Genomic DNA, 17,078 nt, shown 5'->3' on the forward strand with positions numbered 1-17,078 from the left:
ACCTGATCGTGCATGGCCGGTTATCCATTCACGGAGGAGAAACCGTCCATGCGAAGAAAGATCGTCAGCATGCTCGCGATCCTCGCCCTGGCCCTGGTCGCGGCCGTGGTGAGGATGGCCCCCGCGGGGGCGGTCGCGTCCGATCCGTACACGTACAAGAACGTGCGGATCGACGGCGGCGGGTTCGTCCCGGGCATCGTGTTCAACCCGACCGAGCGCAACCTGATCTACGCCCGCACCGACATCGGCGGCATGTACCGCTGGGACCAGTCGAACACGTCCTGGAAGCCCCTGCTCGACTGGGTCGGGTTCACGAACTGGGGCTACAACGGGGTCGACAGCATCGCGACCGACCCCGTGCAGACCAACCGGGTGTACGCCGCCGTCGGCATGTACACCAACTCGTGGGACCCCAACAACGGGGCGATCCTCAGGTCGACCAACAAGGGAGACTCGTGGTCGGTCACCCCGCTGCCGTTCAAGCTCGGCGGCAACATGCCCGGCCGGGGCATGGGGGAGCGGCTCGCCGTCGACCCCAACCGGAACGGCACGCTCTACTTCGGCGCGCCGATGGGCAACGGGCTCTGGCGGAGCACCGACTACGGCGCCACCTGGGCCAAGGTGACCAGTTTCCCCAACGCCGGCAACTACAGCGACGACCCGGGTGACCCCAACGGCTACGGCTCCCACCAGCCCGGCGTCGTGTGGGTGACCTTCGACAAGCGGTCCGGTACGTCGGGCAACGCCACCCAGACGATCTACGTCGGCGTGGCAGACAAGGCCAACACCGTCTACCGGACGACCAACGGCGGCACCACGTGGGAGCGCCTGCCCGGCACCCCCACGGGATACATCGCCCACAAGGGCGTGCTCGACCACGTCAACGGCTACCTCTACATCGCCACGTCCGACACCGCCGGACCCTACTCCGGCGCCAAGGGCGACGTCTGGCGTTACGCCACCGCCACCGGCACCTGGACGCAGATCTCCCCGATGCCGTCGGCCAGTTCCGACACCTACTTCGGCTACTCGGGCCTCACGATCGACCGGACCAACCCCGGCACGATCATGGTGGCCACCCAGACCTCCTGGTGGCCCGACGTGATCTTCTGGAGGTCCACCGACTCGGGCGCCACCTGGACCCGGATCTGGGACTTCACCTCGTACCCGAACCGTAGTTTCCGCTACAAGATGGACATCAGCTCGTCGCCCTGGCTCAGCTGGGGAGCCAACCCGCAGCCCCCCGAGGTCACCCCCAAGCTGGGCTGGATGACCGAGTCGATGGAGATCGACCCCTTCGACGGCAACCGTTTCATGTACGGCACCGGCGCCACCATCTACGGCTCCACCGACCTGAAACTCTGGGACACCGGCGGCCAGCTCACCATCAAGCCCATGGTCAAGGGCCTGGAGGAGACGGCGGTCCTCGACCTGGTCAGCCCGCCGACCGGCGCGGCGCCGCTGATCTCGGGCCTGGGCGACATCGGCGGCTTCCGGCACACCAACCTCGACGCCGTGCCCCCGATGATGTTCCTCCAGCCGAACTTCACCTCGACGACCTCGCTCGACTACGCCGAACTGAACCCCTCGACGATGGTCCGCGTCGGCAACTTCACCGAGGCCGACCGGCCGGGCGACAACCACGTGGCCTTCTCGACCGACGGCGGCGCCAACTGGTTCCAGGGCCAGGAGCCCGGCGGGATCAACAACGGCGGCACGGTCGCCGCGGCGGCCGACGGCAGCCGGTTCGTGTGGGCGCCCGGCGACAGCGGTGCCTCCGTGGTCTATTCGGTCGGGTACGGCAACTCGTGGTCGGCCTCGTCGGGAGTGCCTTCTGGGGCCCGGATCGAGTCCGACCGGGTGAACCCGCAGAAGTTCTACGCCTTCAGCAACGGGCGGTTCTACGTCTCGACCAATGGCGGCCAGACCTTCACCGCCTCGGCGGCGACGGGGTTGCCCACTTCCGCGCGATTCAAGGCCGTTCCCGGGCGTGAGGGCGACATCTGGCTGGCCGGAGGCGCTGGTCTCTGGCGGTCGACGAACTCGGGGACGTCGTTCACGAAGCTGTCCAATGTGGAGGAGTCGGACAACGTCGGGTTCGGCAAGGCGGCGCCGGGACAGTCGTACCAGGCGCTGTTCCTGATCGCGAAGATCGACGGAGTCCGGGGCGTGTTCCGCTCGGACGACACGGGCGCGACGTGGGTCCGGATCAACGACGACCAGCACCAGTACGGCAACATCGGCGAGGCCATCACGGGCGACCCGAGAATCTGGGGCCGCGTCTACCTGGGCACCAACGGCCGAGGCATCCTGTACGCGGATCGCACCGGCCCCACCCCGTCTCCTTCGCCGAGCCCCTCGCCGTCTCCATCGCCGAGCCCTTCGCCGAGTCCGAGTCCGAGCCCCTCACCGAGCCCGAGCCCGAGTCCGTCTCCGAGCCCGTCTCCGTCTCCCAACCCGGGTAAGGCGTGCGTGGCGACGTACACGATCACGAACTCCTGGCCCGGCGGGTTCGGCGCGAGCGTGACCGTCAGGAACAGCGGCACCACCGCGATCACCGGCTGGACGGTCCGCTGGACCTGGGCCAACGGCCAGACGGTGACCCAGCTGTGGAACGGCGTCCACACCGCGAGCGGTGCGAACCAGACCGTCGTGAACGCCGGCTACAACGGCAACCTGAGCTCCAACGGCACGACGACGTTCGGCTTCAACGCCGGCCAGTCGGGCACCAACCCGATCCCCGCCGTGACCTGCACCCCCGCCTGACCCCTGCGAACCGGCCGGGATGGTCCTCATCCCGGCCGGCTCGACGTTTCGGGCTATTCGGTTCGTGGCGCGCAGGCGGGGATCGTCATGTCGGCCCCCGCCTGGAAAGAGCTCCGTCTCGCCCGGATGCGCTGCGGGAGTCGTACCCCCGTATGACGCAAAATCGTCCATTCGGCTGAAAGGTGCCTGCAAGGCCCCTGGTTATGCTTGCCGAGGGGGTGACACCTATATGGCTATGGCCGGACCCACCGACCCCGACGTCAATCCGAAGACGCCGGTCGCGGTGGACAACAGTGGAATCAGGGGGCGGCTCGACCGTTTCCGCGCGACCCGCACGGGCGCTCTGACCCTGAAGATCGTGGTCGGCACGATCGGCGGGGCCATGGTGATCGGTGGGCTCATCATGGTGCCGTTCCCGGGGCCGGGGTGGTTCGTGGTGTTCGGGGGGCTGGCGCTGCTGGCGACCGAGTTCAGCTGGGCCCACCGGGTGCTGGAGTTCGCCAAGCGTTACGTCACCATGGCGACCGACTGGCTGAAGCGGCAGAACTGGGCGGTCCGGATCATCGCCGGGGTCCTCACGTTCGCGGTCGCCTTCGCGATCGTCTGGGCCTGTCTCAAGTTGACGCTCGGCATCGACATGATCGAATACGGGCTGAACTTCCTAAACAAGTAGGCGCCGTTCCGCCAGGGCGGCCAGCACGTGTGACCCGTCGGCCAGCACCGAGTCGTCGAACTCGGTCTCGGGGGAGTGGTTGGTCGCGCAGGTCGCCGGGTCGGCCCCCTTGGCGTGGGCACCCAATACGAGGAACGCGCCCGGCACCTCGTCGAGGACGAACGAGAAGTCCTCCGACCCGGTGGCCGGGCGCGGCATCGTCAGATACCGGTCGGCGCCGACCGTCTCGGTCACGACCTCCCCGGCGAACGCGGCTTCCGAAGGGTCGTTGACCGTCACCGGGTAGCCGATCCCGAACGAACACTCCGCCCGCAGGCCGTGCGCCTCGGCGATGCCGGTCGCCAGCCGGACCACCCCCTCTTTCAGCCGGGTCCGGGTCTCCGGCGAGAACGCCCGCAGGGTGGCCTGGAAGAACGCCTCGTCGGGGATGACGTTGTCGGCCGTGCCGGCGTGGAACTGGCCGACGGTGACCACGACCGGGTCGAACACGTCGAAGGCCCGGGTCGTGTACGTCTGGAGCTGGCTCACGATCTCGCACCCCACCTGCACCGGGTCGAGCGCCCGGTGCGGTGTCGACCCGTGGCCGCCGCGCCCGCGCACGGTCACGTTCAGGGTGTCGGCGGCGGCGAGGACCGGGCCGGGCTTGGTCACGAACCAGCCGCTCGGGACGATCGCCGAGAACACGTGCAGGCCGTAGGCGGCGACGACCCGGCTGCCCGAGGCGTCCAATACGCCTTCGTCGATCATGATCTTGGCGCCCTCGTGGCCCTCCTCGCCGGGCTGGAACATGAGGACGACGTCCCCGGCCAGGTGCTCGCGGCGTTCCGAGAGCAGCCGCGCCGCGCCGACGAGCATGGCGGTGTGCAGGTCGTGGCCGCAGGCGTGCATGGCGCCGTCGACGGTCGAGCGGAAGTCGACCGGGACGCGTTCCTGGACCGGCAGGGCGTCCATGTCGGCGCGGAGCAGCACGCTCGGGCCGGGTTTTCCTCCGCGCAGGACGGCGGTGACCGAGCTGAGGCGTTCGCCGGTGGTGACCTCCAGGGGCAGGCCGTCGAGGGCGGCCAGGACCTTCTCCTGGGTGCGAGGCAGATCGAGGCCGATCTCGGGTTCCCGGTGGATGGAGCGCCGCAGTTCTTCCAGCTCGTCCTGAAAAGTCATGTCTCATCCTGTGCCGGTTCTCGGGCCGGGTTCAACGCGGCGCGCCTTTGTGTCCTCGGTCTGTGACAGGCTGCGATTCTTAGTGACTCAGCGTCACCGAGAATGGGAGGGAATCATGCTCGCTCCACTGCTCCTCGCACTGCTCTCGGGCGGTGTCTCCGTCACCATCGACAACGGCGTGACCGAGCTGTCGGGCCGGGTGGAGTACACGGTCGAGGTGGTCAACCGGGAGCCCCGGCCGGTCAAGGCCGATGTGCGGATCGCGTTCCCCGCCGGGCTGACCGGGCTGCGGGCCGAGGGGGCCACCCTGTCGTCCAACTACGCCGCCTGGGAGGCGCTGCTGCCGACCGGCACCAGCACGTTCCGGCTCGCCGGGAAGGCCGGTGGCGGGCGTCCGACCGACGCGGTGGCCGCGACGGCCTGCGTCTACCTGGAGAATCCGACGCGGCCCGAGGTGTGCGCGAGCGACATCGACACGATGGGGGTCAAGGGCGACTGGAGCGTGCTCGGGGTGGTGGCGCTGCTGATGGCGCTCACGGGGGCCGGGGGTGCGGCCTATCTGCTGCTGCGCACGCGGCGTACCGTCACGGAGCTGGAGGCGCCGTCCGACCGGGAGCCGGAGCGGGTCTGATCCCGAGGAACGCGCGGGCCTCCGTGGTCGTCATCGGAGGCCGCTGGGCCAATCGGGCCGCCTCGGCGGCGCGGGCGACGAGTTCCTCGTTGCCGCGCACGGGGCGGCCTCTGGCGTAGGTGAGGGTGTCCTCCATGCCGACCCGCAGGTGGCCGCCCCCGGCGAGGGCGGCGAACATCACCCGGAGCGACTCACGGCCGATCCCGGTCGCCGACCACGTCGCCTCGGACGGGAGCAGGCTCACCGCCGCCGCGATCGTGCGCAGGTCGCCGGTGAAGCCGCCCGGCACCCCCATCACGAGGTCGCAGTGCACCCGGCCTCCGGCGGGCGGGCCGTAGCGGTCGAGCAGGCGGTTCATGGTGGCGACGTGGCCGAGGTCGAACAGCTCGAACTCGGGCACGACGCCTCTGACCTGCGTTTCTTGGTAGAGCTCGGCCACGAAGCCCCACGGGTTCATGAAGACGTCGTCGCCGAAGTTCACGGTGCCGCAGGTGAGGGAGCAGGCGTCGGGTCCGGCGTCCAGCACCCTCAGTCTCTCCGTGTACGGATCATGCACCGACCCGCCCGTCGAGAGCTGGACCACCAGATCGGTCTCCCGCAGCGCGGCCACCGTCTCCTTCAGCAGCCCCAGGTCGAGCGTGGGCCGCGCCGACGCGTCCCTGATGTGGACGTGAACCACCGCCGCCCCCGCCGCCTCGCACTCCCTGGCCGTGGTGACCAGTTCGTCCAGAGTCACCGGAAGGGCGGGCACGTCGGCCTTGGCCGATTCGGCCCCGGTCGGCGCCACGGTGATGAGCGTGCTTGGCATATCCGGATATTGCCCCCTTGTTCAGGGGCGGGACAAGATGCTTTCCTGAGTCGAGACTCAGGTAAGGGCGGTGGGACCATTGCGGACGGCCTCTCCGATCGGGCTGCACCGGGTGCTGTCGCCACCGGGCGCGCTCCCTCAGGCGGCCCATCGGCTCGACGCGTCACCCGGTCTGTGGCCGGGGGAGACCAGGATCCGGGTCGAACGGCTCAACCTGGACGCGGCGTCGTACCGGCAACTGCGCGAGAAGCACCACGGCGACGGCGCGGCCGTGCGCGGCGAAGTGCTGGAGATCATCAGGACCCGCGGCAAGATGCACAATCCGGTCACCGGATCGGGCGGCATGCTGGTCGGCGTGGTCGAGGAGGGCCCGGCCTTCCCCGCCGGCACCCGGGTCGCCACGCTGGTGTCGCTGACGCTGACCCCGCTGGTGCTCACCTCGACGCCCTGGGACGGCCTGTCGGAGCAGGTGCCCTGCGACGGCCACGCGATCCTGTTCGAACGCTCGGTGGCCGCCGAACTCCCCGCCGACCTGCCGGTCCCGCTGGCGCTCGCGGTCATGGACGTCTGCGGCGCCCCCGCCCTGACCCAGCGCGTGGTCCGGCGGTACGAGGACCCGGCGGTCGCGGTGCTCGGCGCGGCGGGGAAGAGCGGTTCGCTCTCGCTGGCCGCCGCCCGCAGAGCGGGGGCCCGCACGGTCGGAGTGGTCCTCGACGAGAAGGAGGCCTGGACGATCAGGGACCTGGCCGACGAGGTCCTGATCGCCGACGCCCGCGACGCCGTGGCCCTGTCGGACCTGAAGGCCGACGTCACGGTCGTCTGTGTGGACGCGCCCGGCTGCGAGCACGCCGCCATCCTGGCCACCCGCGACGGCGGCACCGTCGTCTTCTTCTCGATGGCGACCTCGTTCTCCGCCGCCGCCCTGGGCGCCGAGGGGCTCGGCGCCGACGTCACGATGCTGATCGGCAACGGCTACGCCCCCGGCCACGCGGCGCTGGCGCTCACGCTGCTGCGCGAGGAACCGGGCGTCCGGGCCGCGTTCGAGGAGCGGCTGCGATGAAGCTCGGTCTCGACCCCGTGGTGGTCCGCAAGGCCCGTGAGCTGGCCGCCCGCGCCGCCGAACCGGTCATCCAGATGGCGAAGACCCACACGACGGTCTCCGTGGAACGGGCCGTGCTCCGGCTGGCGGGCGTCACCGGAGCGGACGCCGACGGGACCCCGTGGGTCAACCGCGTCGCGGATGCCGTACGGGACCAGGTGGGTCTGGAACACGGTGTGGCGCTGCCGTTCTTCGCGGCCGAGAACTGGCGCGGTCTGACGTTCGAGATGCCGACGGGAGCCGCCCGGGACCGGGCGCTCACCCGAGCGAGGGAGGCGGTCGGCCGGGGCATCGCCCGGATCGACCGCAACCGTGCCGACCGCGACCGGCTCCTGGAGAAACACGGCGACCCCGGGAAGCCCTGGATCTACCTGATCGTCGCGACCGGCGACATCCACGAGGACATCCCGCAGGCCCAGACGGCGGCGCGGGAGGGCGCCGACGTCATCGCGGTGATCCGCTCGACCGGCCAGTCGCTGCTCGACTACGTGCCGGAAGGCGCCACCCGCCAGGGCTACGCCGGGACGTACGCCACCCAGGAGAACTTCCGCCTCATGCGGGCCGCCCTCGACGAGGTGTCCGGCGAACTGGGGCGGTACGTCCGGCTGACCAACTACGCCAGCGGCCTGTGCATGCCCGAGATCGCGACGCTGGCCGGGCTGGAACGGCTCGACATGATGCTGAACGACTGCATGTACGGCATCATCTTCCGCGACATCAACCCCCGCCGGACCTTCATCGACCAGCGGTTCTCCCGCCAGATCCACGCGCGGGCCGGGATCGTCATCAACACCGGGGAGGACAACTACCTCACCACCGCCGACGCCGTCGACGCCGCCCACACGGTGGTCGCCTCGCAGCTGCTGAACGAGCGCTTCGGCCACGAGGCGGGCCTGACAGACGCCCAGCTCGGTCTCGGCCACGCCTTCGAGATCAACCCGCAGATCCCCGACTCGTTCCGGCTGGAGCTGGCCCACGCGCAGCTCGTGCGGGAGCTGTTCCCGGACGCGCCGCTCAAGTACATGCCGCCGACCAAGCACATGACCGGCAACATCTTCGCCGGCTACCTGCTGGACGCCTTCTTCAACCTCGCCGGGGTGATGACCGGCCAGTCGATCATCCTCATCGGCATGATGACCGAGGGCATCCACACCCCCTGGCTCTCCGACCGCGACCTGGCTTTGGAGAACGTCCGCTACGTCCGCCGCGCGGCCGGAGACCTCTCGGACGACTTCCTGCCCGGCCCCTTCATCCGCGACCGGGCCGCCCGGGTCCTGTCGGAGACCGTCGACCTGCTGCACCGGGTGGCCGACGACGGCCTGCTGAACGCCATCGCCGACGGCGTCTTCGGCGTGACGAAGCGACCCGCCGACCGTGGCCGGGGCCTCGACGGAGTGATCGAGAAGGCCGGCGACTACGTGAACCCCGCGACCGACATCCTGGAGGCGGCCCCGTGACCGTGGACACCCTCAAACAGATCATCCGCCCGTACGGCGACACGACCGGCGACGCCATGATCCAGGTCAGCTTCACCCTCCCGGTCCCGCACGGCCCCCGCGCCGAACTGGCCGCCCTGCAACTGGCCGGAAAGATGGGCCTGTCCCCGGCGAGCGTCGTGCACACCAAGGCGATGGGCCCCGACTTCACCTTCTTCATCGTGTACGGGAAGCTCGTGCACTTGATCGACTACGCCGGGATCGAGGTGCCGGAGGGGCGCGAGTTCGAGCTGCTGACGCCGTCGCAGGTGAACGGCGCTCTCAAAGAACGGCTGGGTCGCAGGCTGGTCGTGGTCGGCGCCTGCATCGGGACCGACGCCCACACGGTCGGCATCGACGCCATCCTCAACGTGAAGGGGTTCGCCGGGGAGAAGGGCCTGGAGTACTACCGGGAGATCGAGGTCCACAACATGGGCGCGCAGGTGGCGGTCGACGATCTCGTGGCGCGGGCGAAGGAGGTCGACGCCGACGCGGTGCTCGTGTCGCAGGTGGTGACCCAGAAGAGCGCCCACATCCACAACACCAAGCAGATGGCGGCGGCCTTCACCGAGGCCTACCCGACCTCGCTGACCGGCGGGTTGGGCCGCCCGCTGCTGATCGTCGGCGGTCCGAGGTTCGACACGGTGACCCCCGCCGACCTGGGCGTCGACCGTATCTTCGGCAAGGGGACCACCCCGGGCGAGGTGGCGAGCTACCTCGTCCACGCGCTGGTGAGCGAATGAAGGTTTCTCACCGGCGCTATGTCCCGGCCTCGCACGCCCACTACGGCGGCTCACTGGTCGACGGCGCCTACGTGCTCGGTCTGTTCGGCGACGTGGCGACCGAGGTGTGCATCCGCATGGACGGTGACGAGGGGCTGTTCGCGTCGTACCAGGACGTGCAGTTCAGGGCCCCGGTGATCGCGGGCGACGTGCTGGAGGTGTCGGCAGAGGTGACCCGGGTCGGCAACCGCAGCAGGACGCTCACCTTCGAGGCGCGGGTGGTCTGCCGCGCCAGGCCCGACCTGTCGCCGTCGGCGTCGGAGGTCCTCGACCCACCGCTGGTGGTGACGACGGCCGTGGGAACGGTGGTGGTTCCTACCGGCCGTCCATGACGTCGGACTTGAGGCGGTCGAACTCCTCGTCGGAGATCGCGCCCGACTGCCTCAGCTGGTCGAGCTGGGTGAGCCGCAGGATCACCGCGTCGGCGCCCGTCGGCAGGGGCGGCACCGGGCCCACCCGCATCCGGTGGGCGACCGACTTCAGGTCGTCGAGGACCAGCGGTCTGCCCGGTTTGTCGGCGTCGTAGGCGATGGTCAGCCGGGTGCCCGGCGGGACCGGGAAGATGGTCGACTGCCTGATCTCCATGCCGGGCACCTCGGGCACGTGCCCGATCAGGCGGTACATGAGCTGGTTGTTCACCCGCACGCCGGTGGGGACCACGTCGGTCACGACGGCCTCGGCGCGCAGCCCCGTCTCGCGCAGGGCGCGTTCGCGGGCGTCGGTCCGCCGCCAGGAGGCGATCATCAGGGCGAGTGCCACGACGACGACCAGCGAGATCGTTCCAAACACGAGGGAAAGCGTGAGGTGTACGGTTTCGGCGGCGTTCGTCCACAGGACGTACATGAAGACCGCAAGTGGCAGGCTCCAGATCAGTTGCAGACCGACCGAGAGGCCGATCCAGATGCGCGCACCTTTGGGCATGCGCGCACATTACCTCGGCAAGCATCGGTATCTACAAGATCTGACGTGTCGGCTTGTGCGGGCACTCGCATCGCCGGAGAGAAAGCTACGGTAGCGTAGGTTACGAAAACGTAGGTATGTGGGGAGCTGACATGGCGCGCGCACTGACGCAGACGGAATTCCTGGTCGAGCTGGAACCCGTTGTCGAGGAGAATCTCAACCGGCACATGGCCGTGGCCAAGGAATGGTTCCCGCACGAATACATCCCGTGGGACGACGCCCGCACCTTCGACGGGATCCTCGGCGGCACCGCCTGGCGGCCGGAAGACTCCACGATCCCCGACGTCGCCCGCACGTCCCTGCTGGTCAACCTGCTGACCGAGGACAACCTGCCGAGCTACCACCACGAGATCGCCACCACCTTCGGCCGCGACGGTGCGTGGGGCACCTGGGTGGGCCGCTGGACGGCCGAAGAGGGCCGCCACGCGATCGTGATCCGCGACTACCTGATCGCCTCGCGCGCGCTCGACCCCACCGCGCTGGAGCGGGCCCGCATGTCCCACATGGAGAACGGGTTCCAGACCGAATACGGCACGATGCTGGGCCAGCTCGCCTATGTCTCCTTCCAGGAGCTGGCGACCCGCATCGCCCACCGCAACACCGGCAAGGCCTCGCAGGACGAGACGTGTGAGCGCATCCTGGCCCGCGTCGCCGCCGACGAGAACCTGCACATGCTCTTCTACCGCAACCTGCTCGGCGCGGCCCTGGAGCTCGACCCGAACCAGACCATGCGCGCCATCACCGACGTCGTGACCTCGTTCCAGATGCCGGGCGCCGGCATGCAGGGCTTCGCCCGCATGTCCATGCAGATCGCCCACGCCGGCATCTACGACCTGCGCTCGCACAAGGACGAAGTGCTCATGCCGGTGCTGCGCCAGTGGAAGGTCTTCGAGAAGGAGGGCCTCGACGACGAGGGCGAGAAGGCCCGCACCGAGCTGGCCGAGTTCCTCGACAACCTTGAGGTGACCGCCAAGCGATTCGAGGAGCGCCGGGAGGCCCGGAGGGCCCGCGAAGCGGCAAAATAGCATGTATGTGGATCAATGAGCCTGCGAGCTGGACCGCCGACGGAGACGCCCTGACCTTCTCCGTCACCGGCGAGACCGACCTGTGGCGGCAGACGCACTACGGCTACACCTTCGACACCGCGCCGATGTACGGCCGCACCGTCGAGGGCGACGCCACCGTGCGGGTCACCTTCACGGCCGACTACGCCGAGCAGTACGACCAGGCCGGGGCCATCCTGCGCGCCGACGAGAACAACTGGATCAAGGCCGGGGTGGAGTTCGTCGACGGCGCCCTCCAGATCAGCGCCGTCGTGACCCGCGACTTCTCCGACTGGTCGGTGCTGCGCGCCCCCGAGGGCACCACGTCGGTCACGCTCGAACTCGTCCGCGAGGGCGACGCCGTCCACGTCAACTGGGGCGTCAACGGCGGCGCCCCGGAGACCCTCCTCCGGCTGGCCTACTTCCCGCCCGGTGTGCCCGCGCTGGCCGGGGCGATGGGCGCGGCGCCGGTGGGCAAGGGCTTCCAGGTCGAATTCTCCGAAGTCGTGATCACCGGCTAGGTACCAGAACACTGTTCCACCCCGCATACTGTGTTGCGCACATGAGCGGGAAGGTCCGGGAATGGTGAGATTCGCTCCTTACAAACGGTTCTCATGGCCGGTTCGCTGGCTGTTCCGGATCCTGACCACCGTGCTGGTGCTCGCGCTGGTCGCGGCGGGCGCGGGGGTCTGGGTGGTCCGGGCGTCGTTCCCGCAACTCGACGGTGAGCTGCGGCTACCGGGTCTGGCCAAGCCGGTCACGGTGCTGCGCGACGGTCACGGCGTGCCGCAGATCTACGCCGACACCGCCGCCGACCTGTTCATGGCGCAGGGGTACGTCCACGCCCAGGACCGGTTCTGGGAGATGGACTTCCGCCGCAAGACCACGGCCGGGCGGCTGTCGGAACTGTTCGGCGACTCCACCCTGGAGATCGACAAGGTGGTCCGCACGCTCGGCTGGCGCCGGGTGGCCGAGCAGGAGATGAACCTCCTCACCCCGGAGGCGAAGGCGGGTCTCGACTCCTACGCCGCCGGGGTGAACGCCTGGATGAAGGACAACGAGGGCTTCGCCTCGCGCAGTCTCGAGTACGCCGTCCTGAAGCTCACCAACGGCGCCTACGAACCCGAGCCGTGGACGCCGGTCGACTCGCTGGCCTGGCTGAAGGCGATGGCCTGGGACCTGCGGTCGAACCTCGACGACGAGATCGAACGCTCCGTCGACGCCGCGGCCGTCTCCCGTGAGCGGGTGGACGAACTGTTCCCGCCCTATCCGTACGACCTCCACAAACCCATCGTCACCACGGGCGGCGTGCGGGGCGGGGAGTTCACCTCCGGCGGGGGTGATCAGGCGACCGCCGCGTCCGAGGCGCTGAAGAAGGTCTCGGCGACGCTGAACGCGGTGCCGTCGCTGCTGGGCAGCGAGGGCGATCCGAAGGGCATCGGCTCCAACTCGTGGGTGGTGTCCGGGAAGTTCACCGACACCGGCAAGCCGCTGCTCGCCAACGATCCGCACCTCGGGCCCAAGATGCCCTCGATCTGGTACCAGGCCGGCCTGCACTGCCGGACCCTCTCGGAGACCTGCCCGTACGACGTCTCGGGCTTCACCTTCTCCGGCCTGCCCGGCGTCGTCATCGGCCACAACCGCACGATCGCGTGGGGCTTCACCAACCTCGCCCCCGACGTGGCCGACCTCTATTTGGAGCGGGTGCGCGAGGAGACGTACGAGATCTCGGGCACCTGGGCCCCCCTGGAGACCCGCACCGAGCGCATCGAGGTCGCCGGCGGACAGCCGGTCGACCTGACCGTGCGCACCACCCGGCACGGCCCGATCGTCTCCGACGTCTTCGAACCGGTCGACCCGCTGCGGAAGGAGGGCGTCGAGGTGGCCCTGCGCTGGACCGCCCTCGACCCCGGCATGACCGGCAACGCCATCTTCATGCTCGGCAGAGCCACCGACTGGGACGAGTTCCGCAAGGCCGCCGCCCAGTTCGAGGTCCCCTCGCAGAATCTCGTGTACGCCGACACCTCCGGCAACATCGGCTACCAGGCCCCCGGAAAGATCCCGGTGAGATCGGGCGGCGACGGGAAGTGGCCCGCCGAGGGCTGGACCGGTGACCAGGAGTGGACGGGCTTCATCCCGTTCGACGAACTGCCGATGGCGTTCAACCCGCCCGAGGGCTTCATCGCGACCGCCAACAACGCGGCCGTCGGCCCGGGTTACACCCACTTCCTCACCGACGACTGGGCCTACGGCTACCGCTCCCAGCGCATCACCGACCGCCTGACCCAGGCGATCGCGGCCGGCAAGATCACCAAAGACGTCATGTCGGAGATCCACCAGGACACCTACAACGGCCTGGCCCCCATCCTCGTCCCCCACCTGGCCCGGGTCGGCGGCGCCGACACCGCGCTCTTCACCGGCTGGGACTTCACCCAGGGCGCCGACAGCGCGGCGGCGGCCTACTACAACGCCGTGTGGCGCAACCTGCTGACCCTGACCTTCCACGACGAACTCGGCGAAGACCAGCGCCCCGGAGGCAACGACCGCTGGTGGGAGGTGGTCCGGCGACTGCTCGACGAGCCGGGGAACAAGTGGTGGGACGACGCGAAGACCCCCACGCCCGAACAGCGCGACGACATCCTGCGTTCTGCCCTGGACGCCGCCTCCAAGGAACTCCGCGAGAAGCTCGGCGACGACCCCGAGAGCTGGAAGTGGGGCGACCTGCACACCCTGGAGTTGACCAACGAGACCTTCGGCACCAGCGGCCTCGCCCCCATCGAGTGGCTGTTCAACCGCGGGCCGTACCCCTTGGCGGGCAGCAAGGACGCGGTGAACGCGACCGGCTGGGACGCCTCGTCGGGGAACTACGAGGTCGACTGGGTCCCGTCGATGAGAATGGTCGCCGACCTGGCGAACCTCGACGCGTCGACGTGGGTCAACCTGACCGGTGCTTCGGGCCACGCCTTCAACGGCAACTACACCGACCAGGCCGACCTGTGGGCCGTGGGCAAGACGACCCCGTGGCCCTTCACGGAGGCGGCGGTCCGCAAGGCGACGACCGACGAACTGACCCTCACCCCATGAGCCGGTTCAGCCACTCGGTCCTGGTGCGGCGGGCCTCCACCGAGAGGCCCGCAGCCGGGTAGAGGGCGTCGAAGCCGTGGAAGCCGCCGTCCCACACGTGCAGGTCGGCGCGGCCGCCCGCCGCCCAGATGCGGGAGGCGTAGGCGACGTCCTCGTCCCGGAAGACCTCGGCCGAACCCGCGTCGATGTACGTCGGCGGCAGGCCCGAGAGGTCGGCGGCGACCGCCGGGGAGACGTAGGCGGGGACGTCGGTCAGGTCGCCGATGACGGCCCGCCAGCCGTAGGCGTTCATCTCACGGCTCCACACCCCGGGCCCGGTGAACTGGAGCGTGGACGTGGTGGCGTCGCGGTGGTCGAGCATCGGGCAGATGAGAACCTGGGCGGCGAGCGCGGGCGCGCCCCGATCGCGGGCCATCAGGGCGACCCCCGCGGCCAGCCCGCCTCCGGCGCTGATCCCCGCGACGACGATCTTCGTGGGGTCGACGCCGAGGTCGGCGGCGTTCTCTGCGGTCCAGGTCAGAGCGCGGTAGCAGTCTTCGGCGAGGGTGGTCCCGGTGACGTCGGGCGCCAACCGGTAGTCGACGGTGACGACGACCGCTCCGAGCCGGTCGAGCCACTCCAGCGGGATGTCCAGGTTCGCGAACCTGTCGCCCATGATCATGCCGCCGCCGTGAATCCAGAAGACGCAGGGTGCGTCGGCGGCCCGGTCGGCCGGACTGAGAATCGTCAGCGGAATCGCCGCACCGTCGTCGGCGACCACGGTGACCTCCCGCCGCTCGACCTTCCGGCCCTCCAAGAGCGTGTCGAGCGGGGTGGACGGGAACCCGCGCAGCATCGCGACGACCTCGGGCGTCAGCTCGGGCATGAGCGGCATATCGGCGAACAGGGCGAGAAGTTCGGCATCGACGGCGGGCCGGACGGGGGTCATGGGGGAGTCCTCTCTGGGTGGGCTGGCGTTGGTGGGTCTGCGGGCAGACAGGTGCAAGGGCGCGAAATTTCCGGGAATGGCCGGGAGGCGGGCTGTCGGTGTTGGCCCGTGGAGGTGGCCGGAAAGCGGCGATGCCGAAATTTCCGGCAATGGCTGGGAGGCGGGCGGGCGGTATTGGCCCGTGGGGATGGCTGGAAGTGGCGATGAACCGAAATTTCCGGCTGTTGCCACTCGCGGGCATGCGGCCGGCGGTTAGAAGGTGGCCTTGCCGTTCAGCGGGATCAGGTCGGTGTACGTCGACTCGCCCGACAGCAGGGGCGCGATCTTGGCCACCATCGCCTGGGCGGTCTCGCCGGCGAACAACCGGTGGTGGTCCTCCTCGGTGGTCCAGCCCTCGGTGACCTGGATGACGTCGGGGTCGGCGGCCGAGCGGCTGACCAGGTAGACCACGCAGTGCTCGCTCGCGGCCGGGCTGCCCTCTTCGAGGCCGGTCAGCAGGAGGTCGACCAGGGCGTCGCCCTGACCGGGGAGGGCGGTCATGGTGGCGGTGAATCCGTAGGTGGCGTTCATTGCCCGTTCCTTCTCGTCGGAGGATTTTCCGTTGCCTCCATTACATTGCCTCCGACCTGCTCAGAGGTAGAACGATGCTTCCGAGGTCTTGCCTGATCCTCTCGACAGTGATGGGATCGTGGCATGGAAGAGCTACGCCGCCTGCTGGCCCGGCACGCCCGGCCCGACATGACCACCCCCATCGACGGCGTGCTCGTCTCCAGGGTCGAGCGGTCAGACCCGTCCGAAACCTCGATGTCCGGCACGGTGCTGGCGCTCATCGCGCAGGGGGAGAAGAGGCTCGCGCTCGGCGACCGGGTCTACGACTACCGGGCTGGTCAATACCTGGTCGCCTCGGTCGACCTGCCGGTCACCGGCCGGTTCGTGGGGGCGACCAGAGACGAACCCGCGCTCGGGTTCGGGCTGGTGCTGAAGCCGGAGGCGGTGGCCGAACTCCTGCTGGCCGCCGGACCGGGCGACCTCCCGCGCGAGCCGGGCGGCACGCCCTCCGGCCTCGCGGTCAGCGACGCCTCGGAGGAACTGGTCGACGCGGTCGTGCGGCTGCTACGGCTGATCGACCGGCCGCGCGACCGGGCGGTGCTGGCGCCGCTGGTCATCAGGGAGATCCTCTGGCTGGTGGCGACCGGGCCGCAGGGCGGCGTGGTGCGGCAGCTCGGGCTGGCCGACAGCGGGCTCAGCCACGTCGCACGGGCGGTGCGCTGGATCAGGGAACACTACGCGCAGCCGTTCCGGGTGGAAGACGTGGCCCGGTTGTCGGGCATGAGCGTGTCGGCGTTCTACCGCAACTTCCAGGCCGTCACCGCGATGAGCCCGATCCAGTTCCAGAAACAGATCCGCCTCCAGGAGGCCCGCCTCCTCCTGGCCACCAGCCCCGGTGACATCGCAGGAGTGGGCCACCGAGTGGGCTACGACAGCCCGTCCCAGTTCAGCCGGGAGTACCGCCGCCAGTTCGGCACACCCCCCAGCCAGGACACCATGCTCGCCTCCCGTGCGGCTGTGGCTCTGCCGTGACCGGATGACGGTCGGCCGCTCTGCCGTGATCGGTGGCGATTCAACCGGATGTCGTGACTTCATCCGGCCGGGATGCGGTGCTGATGTTCG

16 protein-coding genes are annotated in these 17,078 nt (G+C 69.6%); 11 read left to right on the plus strand and 5 right to left on the minus strand.

Annotated features, from left to right (window positions below; translation table 11 throughout):
• Positions 1–48: 48 nt before the first annotated feature.
• Entirely contained in the window at positions 49–2,766 is a 2,718-nt protein-coding gene (locus tag ACYQ78_RS01435) for a cellulose binding domain-containing protein (RefSeq protein ID WP_459798792.1), read from the plus strand.
• A gap of 235 nt (positions 2,767–3,001) precedes the next feature.
• Positions 3,002–3,439: a TIGR02611 family protein gene (locus tag ACYQ78_RS01440; RefSeq protein ID WP_459798793.1), complete on the plus strand. Its 438-nt coding sequence runs from the start codon at positions 3,002–3,004 to the stop codon at positions 3,437–3,439.
• Here ACYQ78_RS01440 and ACYQ78_RS01445 read toward each other — a convergent pair.
• The gene (locus ACYQ78_RS01445; RefSeq protein ID WP_459798794.1) at positions 3,428–4,597 is read right to left on the minus strand and encodes a M20 metallopeptidase family protein; all 1,170 of its coding nucleotides are present in this window, start codon (positions 4,595–4,597) and stop codon (positions 3,428–3,430) included. The two genes, ACYQ78_RS01440 and ACYQ78_RS01445, sit on opposite strands and share 12 nt — an antisense overlap.
• A gap of 115 nt (positions 4,598–4,712) precedes the next feature.
• Here ACYQ78_RS01445 and ACYQ78_RS01450 point away from each other — a divergent pair, with 115 nt between their 5' ends.
• The gene (locus tag ACYQ78_RS01450; protein WP_459798795.1) at positions 4,713–5,228 is read left to right on the plus strand and encodes a hypothetical protein; all 516 of its coding nucleotides are present in this window, start codon (positions 4,713–4,715) and stop codon (positions 5,226–5,228) included.
• Here the strand turns inward: ACYQ78_RS01450 and ACYQ78_RS01455 are convergent.
• Positions 5,182–6,036: a beta-keto acid cleavage family enzyme gene (locus ACYQ78_RS01455; RefSeq protein ID WP_459798796.1), complete on the minus strand. Its 855-nt coding sequence runs from the start codon at positions 6,034–6,036 to the stop codon at positions 5,182–5,184. The two genes, ACYQ78_RS01450 and ACYQ78_RS01455, sit on opposite strands and share 47 nt — an antisense overlap.
• Before the next feature lie 70 nt (positions 6,037–6,106).
• Between ACYQ78_RS01455 and kdd the strand changes: the two genes are divergently transcribed.
• Genes kdd through kal form a run of 4 tightly spaced genes read left to right on the plus strand, consistent with a single transcriptional unit; the run spans position 6,107 to position 9,724 of the window.
• Positions 6,107–7,096, plus strand: coding sequence for an L-erythro-3,5-diaminohexanoate dehydrogenase (kdd, locus tag ACYQ78_RS01460; protein ID WP_459798797.1), 990 nt, complete (start codon positions 6,107–6,109; stop codon positions 7,094–7,096).
• Positions 7,093–8,592: a lysine 5,6-aminomutase subunit alpha gene (gene kamD / locus ACYQ78_RS01465; protein WP_459798798.1), complete on the plus strand. Its 1,500-nt coding sequence runs from the start codon at positions 7,093–7,095 to the stop codon at positions 8,590–8,592. Before kdd ends, kamD begins: the two co-directional genes overlap by 4 nt.
• The gene (gene kamE, locus ACYQ78_RS01470) at positions 8,589–9,353 is read left to right on the plus strand and encodes a lysine 5,6-aminomutase subunit beta (protein WP_459798799.1); all 765 of its coding nucleotides are present in this window, start codon (positions 8,589–8,591) and stop codon (positions 9,351–9,353) included. Before kamD ends, kamE begins: the two co-directional genes overlap by 4 nt.
• A complete protein-coding gene (kal, locus tag ACYQ78_RS01475) occupies positions 9,350–9,724 on the plus strand; it encodes a 3-aminobutyryl-CoA ammonia lyase (protein WP_459798800.1) in 375 nt (124 codons plus the stop codon). Before kamE ends, kal begins: the two co-directional genes overlap by 4 nt.
• On the opposite strand, the gene ACYQ78_RS01480 is transcribed toward kal, so the two are convergent.
• Positions 9,708–10,313 carry an SHOCT domain-containing protein gene (locus tag ACYQ78_RS01480; protein ID WP_459798801.1) on the minus strand — a complete coding sequence of 202 codons (606 nt, stop codon included), beginning with the start codon at positions 10,311–10,313 and terminating at the stop codon, positions 9,708–9,710. The genes kal and ACYQ78_RS01480 overlap by 17 nt on opposite strands.
• 131 nt (positions 10,314–10,444) lie before the next feature.
• Here ACYQ78_RS01480 and ACYQ78_RS01485 point away from each other — a divergent pair, with 131 nt between their 5' ends.
• From ACYQ78_RS01485 to ACYQ78_RS01495, 3 genes are all read left to right on the plus strand, one after another.
• On the plus strand, positions 10,445–11,377 hold the full coding sequence (locus ACYQ78_RS01485) for an acyl-ACP desaturase (RefSeq protein WP_459798802.1): 933 nt from the start codon (positions 10,445–10,447) through the stop codon (positions 11,375–11,377).
• 5 nt (positions 11,378–11,382) lie between these two features.
• Complete coding sequence (locus ACYQ78_RS01490) at positions 11,383–11,916, plus strand: DUF1349 domain-containing protein (RefSeq protein WP_459798803.1); 534 nt, start codon at positions 11,383–11,385, stop codon at positions 11,914–11,916.
• Positions 11,917–11,977: 61 nt separating this feature from the next.
• Positions 11,978–14,479: a penicillin acylase family protein gene (locus ACYQ78_RS01495; protein ID WP_459798804.1), complete on the plus strand. Its 2,502-nt coding sequence runs from the start codon at positions 11,978–11,980 to the stop codon at positions 14,477–14,479.
• Here ACYQ78_RS01495 and ACYQ78_RS01500 read toward each other — a convergent pair.
• Both ACYQ78_RS01500 and ACYQ78_RS01505 read right to left on the minus strand, forming a co-directional pair.
• Complete coding sequence (locus tag ACYQ78_RS01500) at positions 14,469–15,407, minus strand: alpha/beta hydrolase (protein WP_459798805.1); 939 nt, start codon at positions 15,405–15,407, stop codon at positions 14,469–14,471. The genes ACYQ78_RS01495 and ACYQ78_RS01500 overlap by 11 nt on opposite strands.
• A 252-nt stretch (positions 15,408–15,659) precedes the next feature.
• A complete protein-coding gene (locus ACYQ78_RS01505) occupies positions 15,660–15,977 on the minus strand; it encodes a putative quinol monooxygenase (protein WP_459798806.1) in 318 nt (105 codons plus the stop codon).
• A 123-nt stretch (positions 15,978–16,100) separates the two neighbouring features.
• Here ACYQ78_RS01505 and ACYQ78_RS01510 point away from each other — a divergent pair, with 123 nt between their 5' ends.
• Entirely contained in the window at positions 16,101–16,988 is an 888-nt protein-coding gene (locus ACYQ78_RS01510; RefSeq protein ID WP_459798807.1) for an AraC family transcriptional regulator, read from the plus strand.
• Positions 16,989–17,078: the final 90 nt, after the last annotated feature.

Source organism: Herbidospora sp. RD11066 (assembly GCF_054661255.1).